Origin of the sequence: Nostoc sp., assembly GCF_036917575.1 — a bacterium.
Lineage (GTDB): Bacteria > Cyanobacteriota > Cyanobacteriia > Cyanobacteriales > Nostocaceae > Nostoc.
This window is the reverse complement of record NZ_JBALDC010000073.1, coordinates 13,620-37,671: the sequence shown is the minus strand read 5'-3', so window position 1 is coordinate 37,671 and position 24,052 is coordinate 13,620. Positions and strand designations below refer to the sequence as shown.

The following is a 24,052-nucleotide window of genomic DNA, read 5'->3' as shown; positions in this document are numbered from 1 at the left end:
TGGCTCTAATTCTTGAGGCAGGTTTTGGTTCATATTTGCGATATTCCCCCTCAAGTGTCCCCTTTGTCAATACTCTGCCACCTGAATCCTTACGGTCTTAGATACTGCGGGATTTGAAACACAATCCCAAATTGACGAGCAATTATGTTGCTGCGATCGCTCAATACTTCATAAGTTAGCTCATGTTTTTCTACAGTTGATATGGTATGACGATTATTTTGAGGTGAAATAGCTATTACTGATGCTCCTAATGTTTTAATTGCAGGTAATGCTTGTTGGAGTCCTGCTAGTTACAAGTTACAAAAAAGACACCAAGAACCTCGAAAAAAGGAAATAACTACAGGGCCATTAAATAGTAATTTTTGTAATTCTACTGGTTGACTCAAAGCATTAGGTAGAATGAAATTAGGAATAATATCTCCTACCTTTAAAGCTTGATCAATTATCCCTGAATAAATTAGCTCGTTTTTGATAGATTCTATAAAATTCATCGTAATTTTCCTGAAAGTTAACTTAGACTTTTATGTACCTTTCTAGATAAATACTGTTGCAGTGAATTTACTGAAATAATAAAAATAGACCCTTGGATTTGCATTACAAAAAATTAATTATCCCAGCCTGATATTATAGCAATAATAGTTTCTCAGCAAAGAATAAACCACAAACCTACACAGATAATTTATCAGTGTAGGTTTGTGGTTTTATTTTTAAAACATTAATTTTGTAAGATATCTATTATGCATTACAATTTTTTCTATAGGATCAGTAAAAATTAGTAATTGCAACATTAATTAACATTCGCTCACCTGACTTTATGAATATCTTTAGGCGCTCGTTAATTAGTATCTCTCATGGACAAAATTTTAGCTGGTTCAGGTTTGAGCAAGCCGTTCAACAGTGATGCAGGAGGTTGACTGTAAGGCCAAGCAAAAGCATGACGGAAAGCTGCATCTTGACAAGCTTGTAGTTGTTCAAAACTAATAATGTTGTAAGTCAAAAGATTTTCATACTCAAACGGTAGACGCACATTGTGCAATCCAGCATTATCAGTACAGATAGCAATATCAACCCCAGCATCAAGACAACGGTCAAAAACTAATTTGAGTTGACGTATATCTTGCAAAGTTCCAGTTTTGAGATAAGTTGTCGGACAAACTTCCAAACATTGTCCGCGTTTAGCCACATCATTAAGTAGTTCTGGATATAGTAAGGGAATTTGAATGCCGTGACCAATTCGCATCAAATATGGTAACAGTTCTGGGTAACAACTAGCGGTGGTTTCATATAGATGTCCCGTGGTGTTAATGCCTAGCGATCGCGCATAATCATATAAGCTAATCCATTCTTCTAAGCGATCGGCGTAACAACTACCACCTCCGGCTACATCTACTGCACAGACATACTGTTGATTTTGCGCTGCCAAATCAACAATCGCCTTGTTCACTTCATAAGGTAGGCGCGTGTGCATACAGAGAATTTGGCTAGTAACAATCGGATATTCTGGCTGGTGGCTGGCAAGTCCTACGACTCGCACAATTTCTGCCATCTTGTCAATTCTTTCGGATTGACTCAGATGCTCAGGTGTCCGCAAATAAGGAGTATAGCGCAGTTCTAGATAAGCCAAATTTTCAAATATGTAAGCACCCCGTACCAAGCGGTAGATAAAGTAAGGCAAAGTTTCCACAGTTTGCACGCTTTCTACCAAGGTGTGTAATTCTAGATACTCATCTAGGGTGTTACGTGGGCGGGTATAAAAATCTTCAAAATCTGAATAGTCAGCAAAGCGGGAAATTAACTCCGTAGAATGTCGCTCGAAATATCGCCATAAAACTCGTGGTACAACTGAGCCGCCTAGATGTCTATGTAATTCAGCATATAAAGCCATAGTGGTATTTTTAGATATAAAAGTTCAATGATTGTAACAAAAACATTGAGAGAAAAATCTTCCATCAAAAAAATTTAGCTCCAACTTCTTTGGAGCAGAGGTTTACCTTCATCTGGATTTCAATAAATACTCCGACCGATAAACTGCCCAAACGATTTGGTGGCTGGTAATTAGATAGGGTTGATAGCAACAGACAAATTTCTGCCTCCTACCTCCTGCACTATTATTTGCAGCATTAATAAACTTGACATTATTAAGATGAAATTGATAGCATTAATAACTTTTATTTTTGTGCTAAACTAAAATAACATTGCTATTGTTAAGCGAATAAGATATAGCAATATATTTTTCCTTTAACAAAGCAAATTATTGGCAAGGTTGGTATTAATTGAAAATTCAAGCATTGGAAGTCAAGGCTGGCGATCGGATTATTGCTTACTGCAACAATAAAATGCAAATCTGCAAGGTAAAACGCATTTTAGATCCAGGTCAAGCTAATATCACACTATCAGTATTCACTTCTGAGAATTATCGCGGTTGCTCAGTTTCATCTATAGTCCGCTTCCAAAGCAACGCCTTAGTTGATTTGGTAAGTTAGAAACTAACTAAACATTCAAGTTCAAAAAGATTTATAGCTAATGTCCAGCCTCAAACTGGACAAAATTTTTGTTAAAGGTGCTAAAGTCTTGCTTGCCCTGATTATGCAAGTTAAAGGTGGAACAGTTTATTACTAAACTACCTTCCATTTGATGGCTTTTTTAGTTCTTTTTCACATTACGAGCCATGTTGAGGTAATAGTCGTCAAGTTTGGCATTAGAACGACGACGGTTAGTGGCAGGTATTTTAGCAGTGTTATCTCGATTCGTTTCAATTGGCCGTTTAGTTGAAGCTTGCTTTACGCCTTGCACCTGATCGGATTCCAAGAAATAACCAGACTGAGAGAATCCGAAAAATTTGGCAAAAAAACCAAATAAATTTCCGAAAAAATTAGAAATACTTTGGAATAAAACACCAAACAAGCCTTCAAAACGAAGGAACAAGTTCCGAATAATTTGAGTTAGACGAAGCATAACAGTACCTTCAATGATTGCATATTACCATTGTGACTCAATTCGGATTCAGGAATTGAGGATATGGCAAAAATCTACCAGTAGGTAGGTATAGCTCAACTATTACTTACGTTTGATATGGCAATAGCCTCGCGCTTCGCTGTCTGTTATCAATTCCCACAACCCCTACTTTTCCTGAACCAGCAAAACCGACTTCACAGGACGCTTGATAAAATTTCCCTGCAAATCAACCTTGCCATAAAAAGTTTTCCGATTGTAATAAAGCGAAGACGAACTTCCCCCATCCAGATTCATTGCTTGATCGGCATCAAGAGTTTTCATCAAATCAGCTAATGCTGGCAAAGATATTCCAGAGTTCGCTGGAGCCGAGGGTTTTTGAGCCACCATAACTAAAATGACGCTATCATCACGGGTGATACCTACGGCAGTTCTGGCATTGGGTTGGTTGCTGCCAAGCGCATCTCGTTTATTAGCATTGTCTATAAAGCCCTCTTTTTCTAAAGTGAGTTCTGGTAATAAGCGTGGGCCAGCACCTATAGCATCGACTAACTGACAACCTGCTGGTGGTGACTGACTGTGTAGAGCAATGGAATAGCGAATAGTTTGCCCGCATAAGTAGCGCCGAAATTCTGTGCGATTGAATATTTGATCCAGATAAGGTTTTAAGTTGGGATTGTTTACTAGCCGCTCGTTTTCCTTGGGATCGGCTACCAAATTTCCTTGTCGGACAATATAAGATGTAGTTTTTTGGTTAGCTGGATCAAAAAAGCCTGCATTCAAAACAGCCACTGCTTGATACCTTTGGGCAAATTCTTCTACAGTGCCTACCTTCTGTGATAGTGCAGGAGTCACCAAAAATTTGCTATTAGCTGGAATCAACAGGATGTGAGCGATGCCTTGGGGCAAAGTGCGATCGAAGTAGCGGATAGTTTTTGGTGGTGAAGCCGCAATAATGGGTATTAACGGTGTTGAAAAACGCAAATTAAAGCACAACACCATTGCCAAACTAATTAATATCAAAGCCAGTAGTTTGATTTTTCTCACTTTTAAACTCACTTCCAGTTAGATCAAAAAAGTTGATTTTTAAAATACTTTAAGCTGAAAATAAGTAATTAACTTTAATTACTCCCGATTCACCCATTTTTTAGGGAGTTAGGAAAAGTAAATACTCAAAAGTATACCGAAAGGCATATTCCCAAAAAGACTTAATTAAGTGTATGTTCGCAACTATGGCTACTGAACCCATAATTATAAACAAAAGAGTCGATGATAACCTATATTTCTAACTCAAATAGAGCGTATGGGCGTACAACTACTAATCGATAAACACTTCCGACATACGAAAATTGGCAAGATAATTTTAAAAAAGTTAAGAGATAATATCTTGCTAGACCTTTTCAACCAGTGTTTACTCGATTTATACCGCATTTGTGCTACACCTAAAATCACTTTTAACGCCAATTTAGCATTAAAATAACTAAATTATCTAGATTCAAGCAAATATGAGTATAGTTATCTTTAAAAAATATCAATAAATAAAATATGTGCGCTATTGAATTGCAAATTATAAAACTAGTATCTTGCAATTCTCCACAGAAGCTTCTACGGCTTTGATAGTTGCTTCAGTTCGGATCAATTGAAATTTTTAACTGCTTATGCATCCTCGTCAAAAAATTATCGAGATGTTCTCAACCTTCATTGAGTTGGAAGAAGACAGATTCAGCAAATGGTTGATTGATATCAAACTACATCGAAATATTCAAAATTGCTTAAAGTCTTCATCATTCGTTTATAACTCAGAAAATTTTTGGTCGTTACATTGGCACAAGTGCTGGCGAGAGCAATCTAATAGCCTTGCTAAAATGCATTTATCTGCTTATTTACAAGAATCAAATTATTGGGCTGCTAAAAAAACAATTGCCAAATTCACAAATAGTCAACATAGCCTAGCAGATTATTTTCAAATGGCAAATGCTGAAATTGAAACAATTCTCAAAAACTTTAATCTAGAAAAATGCTCTAGCTTAAAAGTCTATGCCACTATAGCAGTTCCCAGTCGGCTAAAAGATATTTTACGCCAACGCAAAGAAGCTGATATTTGCACAAATTGGGCATTGTTACGCAAAGTAAGCAAAAAGCAGTTATTAGAAGCTTTAGCTCAAGCTGGATTATCACCTATTCTAATTGCCCAATATCGACTAGCTTGGACTTGTTTCAAAGAACTGTATGTTCAAAACCAACCAGGTGGCACAAAGTCACTACCAGAACCAGAACCCCAACTTTGGGAAGCTATTGTCAACCTCTACAACCGCGAACGCCAAAATCAGTTAACTCAACCTACTTCACAATGTACTAGAGAGAAAATTGGACAGTGGTTAACTCAAGCAGCTGTCTACGTGCGTGGTTATTTGTATCCACCTGTTAGTTCTCTAAATGCAGCGATATCAGAAGATGATTCCACAACAACTTTTGATTTGCCAGATCCATTATCTGACTCATTAATTGCTCAGATGATAGCCCAAGAGGATGCCCAAAACCAACAAAATCAACAATTTCAGATTGAGGCTATTTTGTTAAAAACTTTACAAACTTTTGAGGTAAAAACCCAGGAAATACTTAAACTTTACTATCAACAGGGGTTAACTCAGCCACAGATTGTAGAACGCCTACAAATGAGTCAGCCTACTGTTTCTCGCCGTCTGATCAAATGTAGAGAATCAATGCTGAAAGCATTGCTCGAATGGAGTCAAGACACGCTTAATATTTCTGTGACTTCCAACCTAGTTAATGATATGAGTAGTGCTTTGGAAGAATGGTTGAAAGTTAAGTATGGAGAATATCGCTGACGCTATGAAAAATGAGGTAGTAAAAATGACTTCCACTTTTACAGAACCGCAGGAACTATTGTTAGAAATATCACCATCATTACAGACAAGTTGTTGGCAAGAAAGCCAAATATACGCCACACCTAGCAGTCGCTGGCGTGCTTACATGAATCAAATTTGCCTTCATGGGTTTTTGAATTGGGTAAAAGCTGAATATGTTCCAGAAGCAAGTATCTGGCACAGTTCCCCTGGTATTCCTGCTTTTTGGGAATTTGTCAATGGCACAGCAATTTTGTTAAAGGAAAAGCGAGTCGTTTTAATTCCCAGCGAGGCAATTGATGATAGCGAATTAGAAGTTCCTCAAGAATGGGTAGACATTCCCAGTTGGGCAGCAGACTATTATTTAGCAGTGCAAGTTACACCAGATGGGGAGTGGGTAAGAATTTGGAGCTATATAAGCCATCGTGAACTTAAATCACTAGCAGACTATGACCAAGTAGATAGAACTTATTGTATAGATGTACGGCACTTAATTAAAGACCTTAATGCTTTTTGGATGACCTACCAATTTTGTGGAACAGAGGAAATGAAAGCTGCGATCGCTCCACTACCAAAATTATCGAATGTTCAAGCAGAAAATATTGTGCAACGGTTAAGTAATTCCTCTGTAACATTTCTGAGACTTGCAGTGCCATTTACAACCTGGGGAGTGCTATTAGAAAATGAGCAGTGGCGGCAGCGTTTGCACCAAGAAAGGCTGCGATATCTACGACAACAGGCTGCACCAACGCAATTTTCACAAGTACGAGTGGATCTCAGTCGTTGGCTGGAGCAGATTTACGATGCTTCTTGGCAAGCTATAGAGACTTTTTTTGAGCCAAACTCCAGTAGCCTAGCTTTTAATTTCCGCACTTATTCTGGGTTAAATACTATCGCTATCAAACGCGCCAAGCTGATTGACTTGGGAATAGAAATAGAGACTCAAAAAGTTATTTTATTAGTTGCCTTAATATTAGAGGCTAATCAACAAGTTAGGATTCGCGTGCAGTTACATCCAGTTTGTAATCAACTTTACCTACCTCCTAATATCAAGCTAATTTTACTTTCAGATCGAGGGGAAATACTTCAACAAGTACAAGCAAGAATTCAAGATATCTACGTGCAATTAAAACTCTTTTATGGGGAAGTAGAAGAATGTTTCAGCATCCAGATTGATCTGAATAATTATCAAATAACAGAAAATTTTATAATTTAGTTATTAGGAGCCAGCAGTGTCAAATTGGTGTTGATTGGGAGTATCCTACTTATACAATAATATCAAATAGCGAGTTGACCAAAGTTTTTTATTATCTTAATAGTGTATTTTTATACACAAATGATGCGATTTCTTTTGCGGCGGCTTGTAAACGTTGTTTTTCCTCGAAGGTCATAGATTTAGCCTAAATTTGTCTTGTGTAGTTCTTACACTACACTTTCCTTTGGTCTTTTTGCATAAGTAGAATGCTCCCTGTTGATTAGTCATTAGTTAATCACGAATGGCAAAGTCCACTTAACTTATGAGTAAGCTAGTTGTCTTCAGCTTCTTGGGAGGAGATTTAAATCAAGGATTTCCTGTTGTCACGGCTCAACTTTGGTGTCATAACCAATTTGTACCCGTGAAATTAATAGGGAGTCTACCGCCAGCACCAGAACTAAGAGAACTCTACCACAGATGGCAGTTCCTCTACGCAGCAGTTCATCAACGCCTGGGTAGCAATCACCGTATAAAAGTACATTCGCAAGACATAACCAATATTTCTATCAATGACTTCAATGAAGTATGTCAACAGCTACAAGTAAATATCAATGGTTGGTTAAAATTTGAATCATTTCAGAATATTGAACGGCAGTTGCGAACTCTACTTAGTCGTAATGATGAAATTAGAGTCGTTATTGAAACAAATATAGTTCTACTACATCGCCTGCCTTGGCATCTATGGCATTTTTTTGAAGATTACCCAAAAGCAGAATTAGCTTTAAGCAATCATGAGTATAAATCTCCTCAGTTATTACAAAAATCTCCTACAGATAAAGTCCAAATTTTGGCAATTTTAGGCAATCGAGTTGGTATTGATATTGATAAAGACGCCTCTTTATTACAAAATTTAACAGATGCTAAAACCACCTTTCTTATAGAACCAACACGGCAAACACTTGACGAGTATCTATGGAATCATGAGTGGGACATTCTATTTTTCGCTGGACATAGCACTAGTCTTGCTGACGGAGAAATTGGAAAAATTTGTATCAATAAAACAGAAAGTTTAACAATTTCGCAGTTGAAAAATGGACTGAAGACAGCAATTAGACGCGGTTTGAAACTAGCAATTTTCAATTCTTGTGACGGAATTGGTTTAGGACGAAATTTAGCTGATTTAAACATTCCCCAAATGATTGTAATGCGGGAAAAAGTACCAGATTTAATAGCACAGGAATTTTTCAAAAACTTTCTTACCGCCTTTGCAAATAGCAAACCATTTTACTTAGCTGTGCGAGAAGCTCGAGAAAGACTTCAAGGACTGGAAAATGAATTTCCTTGTGCCAGTTGGTTGCCAGTTATCTATCAAAATCCCACAACTGATCCTACTACGTGGCAAGAACTATGCGGTAATTTTGCTGATACCAAATTTGTCGGAGAAGTTTCGACAAAAGGTAAAATTGCAACACCAAAATTCCAACTTTGGACTGTATTATTTAGTACTTTTATTGTAGTTATTTCAACAGTAGGTTTGAGATATGTGGGAATCTTTGAGAAAATCGAACTGCAAAGTTTTGATCAAATGCTACGGTTGCGACCCAAAGAAGACCCAGATCCAAGGTTGATAATTGTAGAAATTACTGAAAAAGATATTCAATCACGACAAGAGACGACCAAAGGAATGAAATCCATTTCTGATAATACGTTAGCTAAATTGCTCAACAAATTACAAAAGTATCAACCGCAAATTGTTGGACTGGATATTTATAGAGACTTTCCCGATCCCCAGAATAAGTTACAACCAATAAAACTTTCTACAGAAATTAGCAAAGAGAATGTTATTGTTCCCTGCAAAATACCCGATAGTAAATATGACCCTCAAGGTGTTAAACCTCCGAAAGAAGTACCTGTAGAACGTCAGGGTTTTACTGATGTAATTCAAGACCCAGATGGTATTGTCCGTCGCCAAATTTTGAGGTTGCCACCAGAACCTTCTTCGACTTGTACAACAACTAATTCGCTTTCGTTGCTATTAGCTGCTCATTACTTATATGAGGAAAAGATTCAAATTAAATTTAATGAAGATTATGTACAGTTTGGCTCTAAAGTATTTAACCGCTTAAAATTTGGTCGCAGTGGTGGCTATCAAAAAAAAATTGATTTAGGTGGAAATCAAATACTTATCAATTACCGTAATACTGATTATCAAAAAGTTTCCCTTGAAGATATATTGAGTAATAAAGTTAATCCTGATCTACTTAAAGATAAGGTAGTTATCATTGGAGTGACAGCTAACACTGTTAGCGATACTTGGTCAACTCCCTACAGTACTGCACAGCAAGATTACCAAGAAATACCAGGGGTATTTATACAAGCGCAAATGGTTAGCCAAATTTTGAGTGCAGTTTTAGACCAACGTCCAATTCTTTGGGTTTTGCCTTACTGGGGCGATATTCTTTTGATATGCGGCTGGTCTGTAGTTGCGAGTCTGATTATTTGGCAGGTGCGATCGCTCTCACATAAAAGATGCGCTATCTTTGTGACGGTTGTCATATTATATGGAGTTTGTGCGATCGCTCTTTTAAAACAAGGGTTATGGTTGCCATTTATTCCTTCTGCCTTTGCTGTGGTTGGAAGCGGTGTTGTTGTAGTGTTGATTCAACGCCGTCAGGAATTTTTCACGATTTCACAACCCTTAGTTGAATAAAATTTTCCTTTATAACTGAAAGTTAACGTCAATTTGGCGATTGACGATCTCAAAAATCTGTCATTAATCTTGCCTTACGAAGCACAAATTGCAGCACAGTTTCTTCGCGGGTAATAATATCAACTCTGCCATCCATACCCAATTGAATTTCACATTTTTTTGTACTGCGACCTAAAGCAAGTTTCTCTGGTTCAATTGTGACTTCATAAAAAGCACCTACAGCACTTGCTTTTGGCATAGAGTTCGTATCAGCATCTGCATCATTTTTTTGCGAACTAACAGCATCCGGGGAAATCGCTTTGACTACGCCATTGAGAGTACCGTAATCAGGATAAGGACAAGCACTAACTCGCATTTGCACCTTTTGATCGACTTTTATCTTACCTTTTTCCTCAGAACCGACAGCTGCTTTAATAACTAAAGGTGCATGACTAGGAACTATTTGGACAACTTCCTCCCCAGCCCGGAGAGTTTGACCAGGGTTTCTTAAATTTAGCTTGGAAATAATCCCGTCTGCTGTAGCCGTAATAGTAGTTTGCTTCAGGTCAATTTCAGCTTGCTTGAATTCGCTAGTATCGCGCTCTAATTGTTTTTCCGTTTCGATTTTCTGTTTTATAAGTGCTTGAAGTTCTCTTTCTAAGGATGCTTTATTTACTTCCCCAGAGGCTTTTTCTTGAGCAATGCGTTCAGTCGCCATTGTTACCTCTGCATTGCTTGGGTTAAGAGCTACTTGAGCGCGATCGCGTTTAGCAATAGCCCCATTAACAGCTTGTTTTAACCGTTCATTTGTTTTTTCTTGGGCTTTATAAGTTGCTTTTTGCGCCTCTACAGCTTGTTCCTGTTGTTTCACAGCCAGCTGTACTTCTTCTAGTTGGTCGCGGGATAATGCCCCTTGTTTAGCAGCACTTTCATATCGGCTTTGCTTTGATGTCGCTGCTCCTAAAGCCGCCTCAGTTGCGTGGAGATTAGCTAATGCTGATTGCAACTGTGCCTGCCCTGCATATAATTCTTCTTGAGCCATTTTGACATTGGCTGATGCTTCTTGAAGTTCAGTGATACTGGTAATTTTTTTGTCTTGATGATCGCGATCGCGTCCTTGCAATTCAGCTTTAGCAGAGGCGATAGTCCGATTGGTGCGATCGCTTTCGGCTCGAATTTGACTATCGATTGCATTAATTTGGGGAACGGTTTGAATTAGTTGTAACCTAGCTTGCTGAATATTGGTTTGCAGCTGGTTTTTTTTGGTTTGCAATCGAGAGTCATCAATAGTAGCAATTGTATCTCCTTTTCGCAGTGTTTGATTTTCTTTGACGTAAATCTGCATTACCTGTCCTTCTGTCGCCGCCTGTACAATTGGCAATTCACCCGCAGGACGGACAACAGCTTGACCTTTGACCGTAACTTTATATTTAGCAACCGCAGCCACAGGAACAGCTAACGACAACACAAACACGATAAATAGTCCGCCAAATGTAGTCCAACGACTAATTGGTGGGAGAAACTCGTTGTCTTGAACTAAGGGTAAAAAATTTTTTTGAGAGTTACTAATCATCAGTGTTGAGTAGATAGAAAATTTTCAATAACCATTAACTAATTCTGAATAGCCAAAGAAGATTTAAAACCATTCTTTTCAGGATAAATATCATCAAGAAAGCTTAAATGCTCTCTAGGAATATGACGTAATTCTTTTGGAGTTCCTTCCTTCCCCAACCCCTCCCCACAAGAGGCTACGGTGTACACACTAGTCGAATTACCCCCCTTAATCCCCCCTTATAAAGGGGGAAATAAGAAATCTTGTTCCCTCCCCTTTATAAGGGGAGCCACTGCGTTGGGCGGCTCTGCCGACTTGAAGCAAGTGGCGTGAGGGTTAGGGTGGGGTAAAACTAACGCGAAAAACCAGGCGAGTAAGCTATTTCAGACTTGTGTATACACCGTAGCCCTACAAGAGGGGAGGGGAGCTAAAGCGCAGCTTTTGCGGGGTGGGGTTCCGGGTATTATGGTTAATTACCCGGACATCATAATTAAACCTATCCTAAGCTAATCGTCATTCATTTTTCCAGACTGATTCGGTTGCAGTAAGGGTTTTAGCCTTGGTTTTATGCAACTTAAATGCTGATTAGCTCACACGATAGAGGGAACTTAGACTGTCGTTTGCAATACCTTTTGGGGGAACAGCGTATATTCCTGGCCCCAGAGTGGTCTGAAACGTCGTAAAGTCGGCGTCTCTATAGAACTGCCATTTACCCCGAATAATGACAAGAGATGAGGTTATATCGTTGAAATCATCACCAACGTAGGTAAGACCATCACCTGGTGATGCATTAACCCCCAGAGGATTACCGCCGCCGAATTGTACATCTCTATACAAAATTACATCTGGGTCGTTGCTCCCAGTATAGGCCACACCACCACTACAGATAGCAGCATCTTCATCATTAAGTTCTTTGATGCCAGAAATTGCTTCAAAGCAGTTCTTTTTCATTTTTTTCTCCTAACTAAGTGTGAATACTTCTTTTTTTGGCATTGCATAACTCCAGCAGTAGACTGAAAAGTTTTTTAAAAGACTTACCAGCCGATTATTTGAGCTAAAAAACACCATTTGTTGAAATTCTCCCAGAATCTGCTTTTTGAGCAATCGGGTTGTAGATGGGCTTTTTTGCTATTAGCGATCGCTCTGGTCAGCCACAGAAATATTCGTTAAAACTCGCATTATTTCATGAAATTAAAAAAGGTTTCCGTCTACTGTCCTGAGTTATGTTTTCATATTACTAAATAAGCACAAACAAAATTCACTTGTTACAAAACTTACAAAAGTTTAATTCCTGGCAATTCCGTCACTTTAGTTAACTCAGTTTGCAAGAGAATCTAGTCTTTTTCATGAGGCTTGAGTCCTCTAAAAAGACTAGATTATGAGTAGATATAAAATATAATAACTATTAACTAATTCTGAATAACTAAAGAAGATTTAAGACCATTTGTAGAAGGAGAAATCTCATTAATAAAGCTTAAATGCTCTCCAGGAGTATGACGTAATTCATCTGGGGTTCCTTGAATTTTTAAGTGCCCATCTTTAAGCAGCACAATCCAATCAGCCCTTTTGATAACTTGAGGACGGTGGCTAATCATAATTGTAGTTTTACCTTGACGGTGATTAAGTAATCTATCCAAAACTTGGGTTTCACTTACTGGGTCAAGAGCGCCTGTAGATTCATCTAAAATTAATATAGGTGGGTCAGTTACAATTGCTCTAGCTATAGCTAATCTCTGCCTTTGTCCACCAGAAATATTTGCACCAAATTCGCCTAAAATAGTTTGATATTTATCCGGTAATTTACTAATAAATTCATCTGCACCAGCAATTTGGCAAGCTTTGACTATTTCCTCAAAACTAATATTGGGATAACTGAAGTGAAAATTTTCCACAATCGAACGACTCCAAAAATGAGGTTCTTGGGGAACTAATACGACTTGCTGTCGCAAACATTCTAAAGATAAGTCTTCCTGATTGTATAAACCATAACGAATGTTACCAGATTGGACTTTATACAAACCAGTAATTAATTTACCAAGGGAACTTTTACCACAGCCTGATTGACCGATTAAGGCTATTACTTGACCACCAGGGATAGTTAAAGAAAAATTTTCTAACAGGTCAGTTCTACCAGCATGATGAAAGTTAATTTGAGAACAAATAATATCTACGTTACCTGGAATTTCTGCCCAAGGTTTTTTAAAGTCATTTTCATCTTCTGGCGTAGAATCTATCACTTCTGTCAAGCGTTGAACGACAATTTGAGCAGTGATAAATTGATCGATTAGCCCGACTACTGATGCTAAAAACCCAAGAAAGCTACCACTCATACCACTGTACGCCAGCAGTTGACCGATGGATAATGTCTGATTAATCACTAAACTAGAACCTAGCCAGAGTATGCCAATACTCGTCAATTTGGAAAGAATATTCGTGACTGTGCTGCTGTAAAGCCCCAACTTCATCGTAGTCCAGCCTAAGTTTGCAATGCGACCAAAATTTGTCTGATACTCTTGCCAAGCTTGCGGAGTTGCTTGGGTAGTTTTCAGGACTTGAACACCGCGAAAGGTTTCGACTAAAAAGCCTTGATTTTCCGTACCTTTAACGATGAGGCTGCGGGTTTTCTGGCGTAAGGCAGGAAGAAAAAGTAGGTTGACTCCTGTGACAATGACAAAGGCGGCGACGGAAGCGAGAGTAAGTTCCCAACTATAGAAAAGCATGAAACCCAAGGAAACCAGAGCCACAAAAAATTGACTGGGTAAACCAAGGACAATTTGAGAAACGAGATTATTGATGGTATGAACATCAGCAATCCGGCTAACGACTTCTCCACTGCGACGTGCTTCAAAATATGATAAAGGTAAGCGCAACAGTTTTCTGCCGTATTCTAGAATTAGCCCGTATTGCAACCGTTGACCAAAATGACCAATCAGGTGAGCTTGTACCAAACCAATGGCACTTTGAATTAAGTTCATGGCAATAACGCCAATTGCTACTGTTGTTAGCAGTTGGGTATCTCCTCGTACTAGCACGTCATCGGTGAGGAGTTGCATCATTAAAGGGGAGGCGAGGGACAATAGCCCGATCGCAAAGTTGATGGCGATCGCCTGAATCAGAAGGTTACGATAGGGCAATATCCGGGCAAAAAAGCGCCCAAAACCGCCAATTTTATCTTCTGCTTGCTCATAGAAGCGGCTGTCGTCTGGCATCAACAGCAGCATTACACCATTACTCCAACCGGCCATTAACTCTTTTAAGCTGAGATAACGGATACCAATTGCGGGGTCAGAGATCGCATATTTTTTCCCTTTTAGCCCGTATAGTACTACCCAGTGGTAGCCTTTCCAATGAATGATGGCAGGCAAGGGAACTTCATTTAATTTTTCTAGTAGTTGTGCGGTGGCTTGAACTTGACGAGCATGGAATCCTAGAGTTTCTGCTCCGCGTCTCAAACCTAGTAGTGTGGTTCCCCGCGCTCCTGTGCCTACTGCTTCTCGCACGCGGTTGAGGGTAAAGGTGCGTCCGTGGTGTTTGGCTACTGTGGCTAGGCTTGCTGCACCACAGTCTTCTTCACTGTGTTGCAGTACGCTGTAGTATTTCATAGTTAAATTACTAAAGTTTTTGATGCCGTAGAGGCAAAACAGATCAATACGAATATTTAACCGCCTCAAAATATAAATTTCTGAGCCAGCTTTGAACTCTAGACAAAAATCACTAGATTTACCTTGTGATTTTTAATTGCTAGCAGTGACAAAGAAGCAATTTCTAGAATGAATACTGCCATAACTGCTTCAAAAAATTATACTTTGAGGCAGTTTTGCTATGTAGACAAAATGCCTATAAAAGTTGTAGTCAATCTCACTCTAGGCTATACGCAAGAAAGATGAGATTGTGTCGTTACCAATATTAAGGGTTCTAGCATCAGAATATGTTCTACGACCAAGAGTAATTATCATGCCCTGAAAGTTGGCATCTGCATAGAATGTCCAAATTCTTTCGTTAACAACAATTAAGGATACTTGGTCATTATTCAGGTTACCGACATAAGAATAACTACTATCTGTAAAGATTATTGACCCTTGAAAATCGGTATCCTGATAAAGTTCTAATGCGGAACCGCCCTGAATGGTAGCAACCTTTTCACAGCTGAGTTCTTGAAAAAGTAGATCATTACCTCATATCTACTCCGTGCTTGTTGATATTAGACATTTTTCTCTCCTGGATTTTAAATTGGGGTTTCAACTGAAGGTAATCGCTGATTTCTTAACCCATCCTGATTCTTAATCGATTCTTTTTTCGCCACATCTACCAATAGTATGAGATTCGCTCGCTGATGGATTGAATTTTGTGCAAAAAATTCTTCTCTAACACTCTTTTTTTACTTTAGGAAAATAAAAATAAAACCTAATTTTTCAACTGTATATAGGGCAGGAATCTGAACTTTAATTTTCTCGCTAACTTATTTGCTAATATCCTCTGGTGAAACGAGCGTGGAATCCCAGAGTTTCTGCTCCCCGCAGCACCACAATCTTCCTGAGTATGTTGGAAAACAACCTGATATCTCGTGGTAAAATTAAATATCTATAAAAAAATAAGGGGCGAAAGCAACCTCGCCCCTAACAACTGGCAGAAAAAGCGTTACTCAGCTAAAAGCGAAGGTGAGAACGTTTTTTCTCTTTTGGTTTTCAGGACTTAAGTTTCTAGAATCACAATAGATGAGATCGGATCGTTGAAAGTGTTAGCTCAACTTACCCGATCCTCTGGAAGGATGAGATTGAATCATTAGGAAGTATACCCAGACCAATATTTGGATAACGTCCTGGTCCTAAATCGGCAGAAACACCGCGAAATTCAGAATCTGTGAAGAATCTCCAAACACCCGCGTTGACTATAATCGAGGTAATACGGTCATTTACATCGTTGCCCACATTTCCAGTACCATCGTTTGTCTGCACTAACGGCTTCCCAAAATTGTCGTCATCGAAGAGTTCTAAATCAGCACCGCCAGAAATAGCAGCAGCACTTTCATGGGAAAGGTCTTGCACAGCTTCGATGCTGTAAAGGTCTTGGGTTTGGTTGTTGATGTTAGACATTGTTTTTCTCCTGAGTTTCAGATTGTGTTTGAACTGAAGGTAATCGCTGGTTTGCCTTGACTCTAATTCTTAATTGGTAGCAGTGATTAAATTTTATTCACTGTGGGAATCAGAGTTCTTTCCGGCTTGCTAACCTGACTGATTCTTAATAGGTAGTTCAACCCGCAACGTAAAACTTGAAAGGCAATAGATCCAAGGAAAGCCAACTTTACACGACACGATATAAGAAAGATATTTTGTCGTTGTTAAACTATGTTGGATTACGCTCTGCATAACCCAACATAGTTTAGCTTCTGTTGGGTTGTTCGTCATTATTGAACGTTTATTTTTGCTGATGAGATGACATCATTATATACCCCTCCATTTAAATTTTGGAGGTTAGAATATTCTCCTGGCCCCAAAATTAGACCTGAACCACTATAGTTAGCATCTGACCAAAACACCCACTCCCCAGAATACACTTTAATCGATGATATTTGATCGTTAAAAGTGAAAAGAGGTACGTCATAATCCAAAACATTTGAAGCAGTTCCTGAGAAATTTGCATCCGTAAATACTTGCGCTGAAGCACCACCTTGAATGGTAGCAGCTTTTTCACAGTTGAGTTCTTGAAAAAGTACATCGTTATTCATATCTACTCCGTGGTTGTTGATGTTAGACATTGTTTTTCTCCTGAGTTGTAAATTTGGGTTTGAACTGAAGAGAAGCTTGTTTTCTTCCTTCTAATTCTTAATTGGTAGCAGTGAGATTGGTTTATTCACAGCTGGGAATCAGAGGTTTTTGGCTTTGCCTCCTGATTTTTAATTGGTAGTAGTGACATGATTTTATTCACTGCTAGAAATCAGGCGTTTTTGGCTGGCTTTACCTCCTGATTGTTAATTGGTAGCAGTGACATGATTTTATTCACTTGATTCAGTAATACCAGTTCGGTAATATCCTCTCTTGTGGATAAGTTGATTGTGCTGACACTTATACTCAAGATTGAGGCTTCCAAGCAAAATTTCCTTTTCTATAGGAGAGTGCAATGTCTTTTAGAACTGCGCCAAACTGGCTACAAGGTTTAGGAATTGCCATTGTCAGTGCGATCGCCTTTTATACAAATATCTCAGTTGCCCAAATCACCCCAGATGGCACTCTGCCAAATAATTCCAATGTAAAATTAGAGAACAACACCTTCAAAATCACCGGAGGAAGTCAAGCAAGGGGTAATCTGTTCCACAGCTTTAAAGATTTTTCTGTTCCTACTGGCTCGGAGGTATTTTTTAACAATCCTGCCAACATTCAAAACATTATTAGCCGAGTCACAGGAAATTCTATCTCTAATATTGATGGTTTAATCCGAGCTAACGGCACAGCTAACCTCTTCCTAATTAATCCCAATGGGATTATCTTTGGTGAGAATGCTCGATTAAATATTGGTGGTTCATTTTTTGCCACATCTGCCAATAGTATGAAATTTACTGATGGATTTGAATTTAGTGCCAAAAATCCTCAATCTACACCTTTGTTAACTATTAATGTCCCTATTGGTTTGCAATTCGGGAGTAATGCTGGAAATATTTCGGTAGAAAGGTCTAATCTACAGGTAAATCCTGCTAAAAGTTTAATACTTGTTGGCGGCAATATGAGCATGGATGGTGGGAAGCTTGTAGCTCCTTCGGGAAGTGTAGAGTTGGGGGGAGTAGTAGGAGAAAACACCGTCAGGCTTTTTTCTAACGGGGATTTTCTTGGTTTGAATTTTCCCCAAGGAGTGCCACAAGCTGATGTGTCTCTCACCAATCAAGCTGAAGTGAATGTACTTGCAAGTAGTGGTGGTAGTATTGCTGTCAATGCAGCAAATTTGAATATATCGGAGGGAAGCCAACTGATAACAGGAATTTCAGGCGTTGGTTCATCCAAAACTCAGGCGGGAGATATTAAAATTAATGCCACTGGGATAGTTGCGATCGCAAACAGCAGCAATATTTCCAATCAAGTGCTAAAGAATGCTGTGGGCAATAGTGGAAATATTAATATCAATGCTGATTCACTTTCTCTGAGCAAGAACTCTTTTCTAGCAGCCAGTACCAAAGGACAGGGAAATGCAGGCAACGTGACTATCAATACTAACTCACTTTCTGTTTTTGAAGACTCTTTCTTAGCAGCCAGCGCCAATGGAAAAAAGGGAGATGCTGGAAATATCAATATTAATGCCCGCGATCGCGTATTGTTTGATCGGGGAGGTCAAGCATATACCAATGTAACCACGAAAGGCAAGGGAGGCGACATCAGCATTAGTACAGGATTACTTACCGTAACCAATGGTTCTCAGCTTAATGCCAGCACTGCGGGAGTAGGAGATGCGGGTAATATCAGCTTCAACATAAAGTCATTTTTCGTCACAAATAACTCTGAAGTGACTGCCAGCACTTCGGGAGTGGGAAATGCAGGCAATATAACCATTGATACAGACTCGCTTTCTGTCGCTAATGAATCTTTCTTAGCTGCCAGCGCCAATGGACAGGGAAATGCCGGAAATATCACTATTGATGCCCGCGATACCGCCTCCTTTGAGAATGGAGCTAAAGTATACACCGATCTTAATCAGCTTTCTGGTGATGCCACACAAGTAAAAGGTGATGGAGGCGACATCAAAATTACTAGCAGGTTGCTTTCCTTAACCAATGGTTCTCAGCTTAATGCCAGCACTGCGGGAGTAGGAGATGCGGGTAATATCAGCTTCAACATAAAGTCATTTTTCGTCACAAATAACTCTGAAGTGACTGCCAGCACTTCGGGAGTGGGAAATGCAGGCAATATAACCATTGATACAGACTCGCTTTCTGTCGCTAATGAATCTTTCTTAGCTGCCAGCGCCAATGGACAGGGAAATGCCGGAAATATCACTATTGATGCCCGCGATACCGCCTCCTTTGAGAATGGAGCTAAAGTATACACTGATGTTAATCAGCTTGCTGGTGATACCACGCAAGTAGAAGGGAAGGGAGGTGACATCAAAATCATTAGTGGGTCGCTTTCCTTAACCAATGGCGCTCAATTAATTTCCAACACCCAAGGTGAAGGAGATGCAGGCAATATAACCATTGATACTGGCACACTTTCTGTGGCTGGTAAATCTTTCTTAGCAGCCAGCGCCAATGGAGAAAAGGGAGATGCTGGAAATATTACTATTAATGCCGGCGATCGCGTATTATTTGATCGAGGTAGCGCATTCAGCAATGTTGGAATCTGCTCATTAATCGCCGTTGGCTGCACCCTAAGTAATAACACGATAAAAGGCAATGGAGGCAATGTTAGGATTAATGCGCCATCTCTCCAATTAATAAACAGCTCTTTTTTAGCTACTGGAGTGGGTGACGACAATAATTTGGAGAAGAAAGTAGAGGGAAATGCTGGCAAGATATCAATCCATCTCAGGGATGGTTTATCTCTAGACCAGAGCTTTATTACGACTACACTTTTTGCTAATGGCAAGGGCGAAGCTGGAGATATAGATATCCAAGCAGGATTTGTCTTTTCTTATCAATCTTTGATATCTGCTAGCACTCAAGGACAAGGAAATGCTGGCGGGATTTCTATGGAGACTATGGGTGCAATTTCGCTGGCTGATAGTGACATCTCTACTGCCGTACAAAAAGGGGCAACTGGGGATGCTCAAGGGATTAACATCACAGCCCAATCGCTCTTATTAACAGATGGCGCTCAACTGAATACAGTCACATCAGGAGAAGGAAAAGCTGGTAATATCCTCATCAATACTACAGATAAAGTTAGTTTATCTGGGACTAATACAACAGTGGCTCCCACCGACCTTTTTCAAAACAATATTCCACCCAGGTTCAATTCTCCTCCACAGTTCGTAGATGCAGTATCGAGTGGTATATTTACCAACACCAATTCCTCTGGAGTTAGTGGCAATATAGCAGTGAATACAAATACATTCAGTATTTCCAATAGCGCGCTTGTAGATGCCCGAACTACAGCCAGTGGAACAGGGGGAGCAATTAATATCAATACGAATACTTTTGAGGCAATATCGGGTGGGCAACTGACTGCCATCACATCTGGTAGTGGGCGTGCGGGTAGCATCACTCTTGATGCCACCGGCGGTGCGACAATAACAGACAGCGATCCAACTTACTTAGCTCGACTTGCTCAATTCGGCGCTGACAATCTCGATATATATGGCAAACCGAAAGTAGGCAATCAAGGTGCAGCCAGTGGACTAACTGTGAGCAGTGTTGGTTCGGGAAGTGCAGGCAATCTTACAGTACAGGCTGACTCTATCCATCTTAACAACGGTGCAAAAATAAGCGCTGACACTACAGGAGGAGGTGGAGATATCTTTCTCAACTCGCCTCTACTATTGTTACGTCGAGGTAGCAGCATAACCACTAACGCCAGTGGTTATGATATCACTGGTGGTAACATCACAATTAATACCAAAAATGGCTTCATCGTTGCTCTTACCAAGGAAAATAGCGATATTAGAGCAGATTCTGCGAACTTTCGTGGTGGGAATGTCACCATCAAAAATATTGCAGGGATCTTTGGCATTCAGTCCCGAATTGAGCCTTCGCTAAACACAAGCGATATCACCGCCACAGGTGCAACTCCTGATTTAAGCGGCAATATAGAAATTACTCGACCTGATGTAGACCCTAGTAACGGCTTAGTCGAACTCCCAGTTAATCTAGTTGATGCTTCTAGGCAAATTTCCAATGCCTGTACACCTGGAACTCGGCAATTCCAAAATACATTTGTGGCAACGGGACGCGGTGGACTACCCATGAGTCCCACTGAACCATTACAAGATTCAAGTACTGTGTCTGCGTGGGTGAGATTAAGACCAAACACAGAAAAGGCAAACACAACAACTCAGCCACAACCAACAGCAGTTTCAACTACTCCTAAAATTGCTGCTACAACTCCACTTGTGGAAGCTTCTGGCTGGGTAATTGATCGCAAGGGAAACATAGAACTAGTAGCACAGATTCCTCAACTCAACCCCCACAGCCCTTGGCAAACACCTGCTTCCTGTCCTGTATCTCAGGGAGGTGTGAAATATGACAAAATTTCAGATGCCAAAGCGAGTAATTAGATTTGCGGTAACTCCCGTAGTCCTATTTACCCTTGCTATTTTCCTGACTATTATCCCTTGCACATTCGCTAAACAACAAAAGACAAATTCACCAAACGGGTTTCACATTCCAATCAATAAACCCCCAGCCACAACACCACAGCAACTTCTTGAACAAGGAGAAGCACCTTATCAGACTGGGCGCTTTACTGAAGCCGTAATTATTTTACAACAAGCTGTCCGTACCTATCAACAAGAAAGCAATAACCTCGCACAAGCCGCAGCGTTGACTAATCTCTCTGTTGTATACCAGCAACTCGGCTCGTGGAAAGAAGCTTATGCAACTATTGACAATAGCTTAAATTTACTTGGCTGGGATGAGATAAATCAAAAGTTAAATGTCAACAATCCAAAATCTGAATTGTTAGAAATTCTTGCACAAACTCTAAATATTCAGGGCGAATTGCAATTAGCACAGGGACAAACTGATGCATCTATAAAAACATCACAACAAGCAGAGCAAATCTGGAAGAAATTAGGTGATACTGCTGGAATAACGCGCAGCCGGATTAACCAAGCACAAGCCCTACGAGTTGCTGGTTTTTATCGCCGTAGCTTAGATATATTGAATGAAGTATCCCAACAATTAATTTCCCAACCTGACTCACCTGTAAAAGTAACAGCTTTGCGATCGCTTGGCAATGTCTTACAACAATTAGGCGAACTAGAGTTATCCCAAAAAAACTTACAGCAAAGCTTAGAAATCGCTCAACGTCTGCAACTGCCTCTAGAAATTAGTTTGACGGAATTTAGCCTCGGTAATACTGCTAGGTCGTTAAGTGATATTAAAAATGCGATCGCTCATTATGAAAATGCTGCCAAAATTGCACCAAACTCTCTAGCCAAAGTTCAAGCCCTGATTAATCAACTGAGTTTGCTGGTTGAAAACCAACGCATTACGGAAGCAAAGTCATTAATACCCACAATCCAATCTCAATTACCCAATCTGCCTAGCAATCAAGCTGGTATTTATGCACGGATTTATTTTGCTCAGACTCTAACCACAATTGGTAAAAAAAAAGACATTGCAGAGATTCTGGCAAGTAGCGTTCAGCAAGCCAAAATAATCGGCGATGAACGTGCCGAATCCTCTGCACTGGGCAGCTTGGGAGAAGTTTACGAACATAACTTTCAATGGCAAGAAGCACAGGATTTGACGCAGCAAGGGTTGTTTCTGGCTCAAAAAATTGATGCCTCAGATATAGCTTATCGCCTTGAGTGGCAGTTAGGACGCTTACTCAAAGCACAGGGAAATATCCCAGCCGCCATATCTGCTTATGATGCTGCTGTAACAACTCTTCAGTCTCTTCGCAGCGATTTAGTGGGAGCTAATCGAGACGTACAACTCAATTTTCGCGATCGCATAGAACCTCTTTATCGGCAGTCTGTAGAGTTGATTTTACAAGAAAAAGGACAAGGAAAGCCTGATTTAGATAAAGTACGTCAGCGAATGGAAGCTTTGCAAGTTGCAGAACTCGACAATTTTTTTCGAGAAGCTTGCTTAAGTAACCAATTTGTGGTTTTAGACAAAGTAGTAGACCGTGACAACCCAAATACTGCTATTTTATACCCGATTATCCTAGATAACTATTTAGAAATTATCATCAAACTTCCCAAGCAACCGTTAATTCATAAAACTTTTCAAGTCAACCGTCAGCAAGTAGAGCAAGTTATTACAAAAATACGAAAAACAATAGTTGAACCTGATGCTAATCTACAATTTCAAGCAGTTTCTCAACAGCTTTATAACTGGTTAATCAAACCAGTTGAAACAGACCTTAAGAATAGTAAAGTTAATACTCTAGTCTTTATTCCAGACGGGTTGTTGCGAAATATCCCGATGTCTGCATTATATGATGGCAAAGAGTATTTAGTCCAAAAATACTCTGTAGTTATTAGCCCAGGACTACAACTATTTACTCCCAAACCTTTAGGACAGAAAAAATTAAATACCCTTGCTGGAGGACTATCGCAACCACCCAAAAATGAAAATTTTGCAGCGCTTCCCTACGTTAAGGTTGAACTGAAATTAATTCAGGAATCAGGGGTATCGACAACGACATTATTGGATAAAAATTTTACTAGTAAGACTTTAAGACAAACCATCAACGCTCAACCTTTTAGAGTTGTTCACTTGGCAACTCACGGGCAATTTAGCTCTAAAGCAAAAGACACTTTTATCCTAGCAGCTGATGGACGCATCAATGTGAGTGAATTAGATAGTTTGCTTAAAAGTAGAGAGCAAAAACTAACAGAACCAGTTGAATTACTTGTTTTGAGCGCTTGCGAAACAGCAGCAGGAGATAACCGAGCCGCTTTGGGATTAGCAGGAGTTGCTTTGCGTGCTGGTGCGCGGAGTACTTTAGCCTCCCTATGGCAAATTGGTGATAACTCTACAGCTTTATTTATTGAGGAATTTTATCGCCAGTTAGTGAGTGGTAAAACTACGGCAGAAGCTTTACGCTTTGCTCAACTAAAATTACTTGAAGCTCCTGAATATAACCGTCCAATGTACTGGGCACCCTACGTTTTAGTTGGTAATTGGTTGTAGAAATCTCGGCTAA

16 protein-coding genes and 1 pseudogene are annotated in these 24,052 nt (G+C 39.6%); 6 read left to right on the top strand and 11 right to left on the bottom strand.

The window, feature by feature from the left end:
• Nucleotides 1–89: 89 nt before the first annotated feature.
• The 3 genes and pseudogenes from V7K79_RS30065 to V7K79_RS22270 form a co-directional block, all read right to left on the bottom strand.
• Nucleotides 90–275, bottom strand: a pseudogene (locus V7K79_RS30065) (redoxin domain-containing protein); the annotation flags it as partial.
• Between the two features lie 15 nt (nt 276–290).
• Nucleotides 291–491, bottom strand: coding sequence for a hypothetical protein (locus V7K79_RS22275; protein ID WP_335050491.1), 201 nt, complete (start codon nt 489–491; stop codon nt 291–293).
• A gap of 344 nt (nt 492–835) precedes the next feature.
• Nucleotides 836–1,885, bottom strand: coding sequence for an adenosine deaminase (locus tag V7K79_RS22270; protein ID WP_335050489.1), 1,050 nt, complete (start codon nt 1,883–1,885; stop codon nt 836–838).
• 388 nt (nt 1,886–2,273) lie between these two features.
• On the opposite strand from V7K79_RS22270, the gene V7K79_RS22265 reads away from it, so the two are divergent.
• Nucleotides 2,274–2,483, top strand: coding sequence for a hypothetical protein (locus V7K79_RS22265; RefSeq protein WP_322716912.1), 210 nt, complete (start codon nt 2,274–2,276; stop codon nt 2,481–2,483).
• 160 nt (nt 2,484–2,643) lie between these two features.
• Here V7K79_RS22265 and V7K79_RS22260 read toward each other — a convergent pair whose 3' ends face one another.
• Both V7K79_RS22260 and V7K79_RS22255 read right to left on the bottom strand, forming a co-directional pair.
• Nucleotides 2,644–2,955 (bottom strand): threonine dehydratase, encoded by a 312-nt coding sequence (locus V7K79_RS22260; RefSeq protein ID WP_335050487.1) that lies wholly within the window; start codon nt 2,953–2,955, stop codon nt 2,644–2,646.
• Nucleotides 2,956–3,120: 165 nt separating this feature from the next.
• Nucleotides 3,121–3,999 carry a phosphodiester glycosidase family protein gene (locus V7K79_RS22255; protein WP_335050485.1) on the bottom strand — a complete coding sequence of 293 codons (879 nt, stop codon included), beginning with the start codon at nt 3,997–3,999 and terminating at the stop codon, nt 3,121–3,123.
• 611 nt (nt 4,000–4,610) lie between these two features.
• Here V7K79_RS22255 and V7K79_RS22250 point away from each other — a divergent pair.
• From V7K79_RS22250 to V7K79_RS22240, 3 genes are all read left to right on the top strand, one after another.
• A complete protein-coding gene (locus V7K79_RS22250) occupies nt 4,611–5,801 on the top strand; it encodes a sigma-70 family RNA polymerase sigma factor (protein WP_335050483.1) in 1,191 nt (396 codons plus the stop codon).
• Nucleotides 5,802–5,826: 25 nt separating this feature from the next.
• The gene (locus tag V7K79_RS22245; protein WP_335050481.1) at nt 5,827–7,035 is read left to right on the top strand and encodes a DUF1822 family protein; all 1,209 of its coding nucleotides are present in this window, start codon (nt 5,827–5,829) and stop codon (nt 7,033–7,035) included.
• 301 nt (nt 7,036–7,336) lie between these two features.
• Nucleotides 7,337–9,724 (top strand): CHASE2 domain-containing protein, encoded by a 2,388-nt coding sequence (locus V7K79_RS22240; RefSeq protein ID WP_335050479.1) that lies wholly within the window; start codon nt 7,337–7,339, stop codon nt 9,722–9,724.
• Nucleotides 9,725–9,773: 49 nt separating this feature from the next.
• On the opposite strand, the gene V7K79_RS22235 is transcribed toward V7K79_RS22240, so the two are convergent.
• The 6 genes from V7K79_RS22235 to V7K79_RS22215 form a co-directional block, all read right to left on the bottom strand.
• On the bottom strand, nt 9,774–11,276 hold the full coding sequence (locus V7K79_RS22235) for an HlyD family efflux transporter periplasmic adaptor subunit (RefSeq protein ID WP_335050477.1): 1,503 nt from the start codon (nt 11,274–11,276) through the stop codon (nt 9,774–9,776).
• Between the two features lie 564 nt (nt 11,277–11,840).
• Nucleotides 11,841–12,206: a beta/gamma crystallin-related protein gene (locus V7K79_RS22230; RefSeq protein WP_335050475.1), complete on the bottom strand. Its 366-nt coding sequence runs from the start codon at nt 12,204–12,206 to the stop codon at nt 11,841–11,843.
• Between the two features lie 458 nt (nt 12,207–12,664).
• Nucleotides 12,665–14,857 carry a peptidase domain-containing ABC transporter gene (locus V7K79_RS22225; protein WP_335050473.1) on the bottom strand — a complete coding sequence of 731 codons (2,193 nt, stop codon included), beginning with the start codon at nt 14,855–14,857 and terminating at the stop codon, nt 12,665–12,667.
• A gap of 261 nt (nt 14,858–15,118) precedes the next feature.
• Nucleotides 15,119–15,382, bottom strand: a complete 264-nt coding sequence (locus V7K79_RS30060) for a beta/gamma crystallin-related protein (RefSeq protein ID WP_442938964.1) — start codon at nt 15,380–15,382, stop codon at nt 15,119–15,121.
• 621 nt (nt 15,383–16,003) lie between these two features.
• A complete protein-coding gene (locus tag V7K79_RS22220; protein ID WP_335050471.1) occupies nt 16,004–16,348 on the bottom strand; it encodes a beta/gamma crystallin-related protein in 345 nt (114 codons plus the stop codon).
• A 311-nt stretch (nt 16,349–16,659) separates the two neighbouring features.
• Nucleotides 16,660–17,010: a beta/gamma crystallin-related protein gene (locus V7K79_RS22215; protein ID WP_335050469.1), complete on the bottom strand. Its 351-nt coding sequence runs from the start codon at nt 17,008–17,010 to the stop codon at nt 16,660–16,662.
• 362 nt (nt 17,011–17,372) lie between these two features.
• On the opposite strand from V7K79_RS22215, the gene V7K79_RS22210 reads away from it, so the two are divergent.
• Together V7K79_RS22210 and V7K79_RS22205 are read left to right on the top strand one after the other, a co-directional pair.
• The gene (locus V7K79_RS22210; RefSeq protein WP_335050467.1) at nt 17,373–21,449 is read left to right on the top strand and encodes a two-partner secretion domain-containing protein; all 4,077 of its coding nucleotides are present in this window, start codon (nt 17,373–17,375) and stop codon (nt 21,447–21,449) included.
• Complete coding sequence (locus tag V7K79_RS22205) at nt 21,415–24,039, top strand: CHAT domain-containing protein (protein ID WP_335050465.1); 2,625 nt, start codon at nt 21,415–21,417, stop codon at nt 24,037–24,039. Before V7K79_RS22210 ends, V7K79_RS22205 begins: the two co-directional genes overlap by 35 nt.
• The last annotated feature ends 13 nt before the right edge of the window (nt 24,040–24,052 follow it).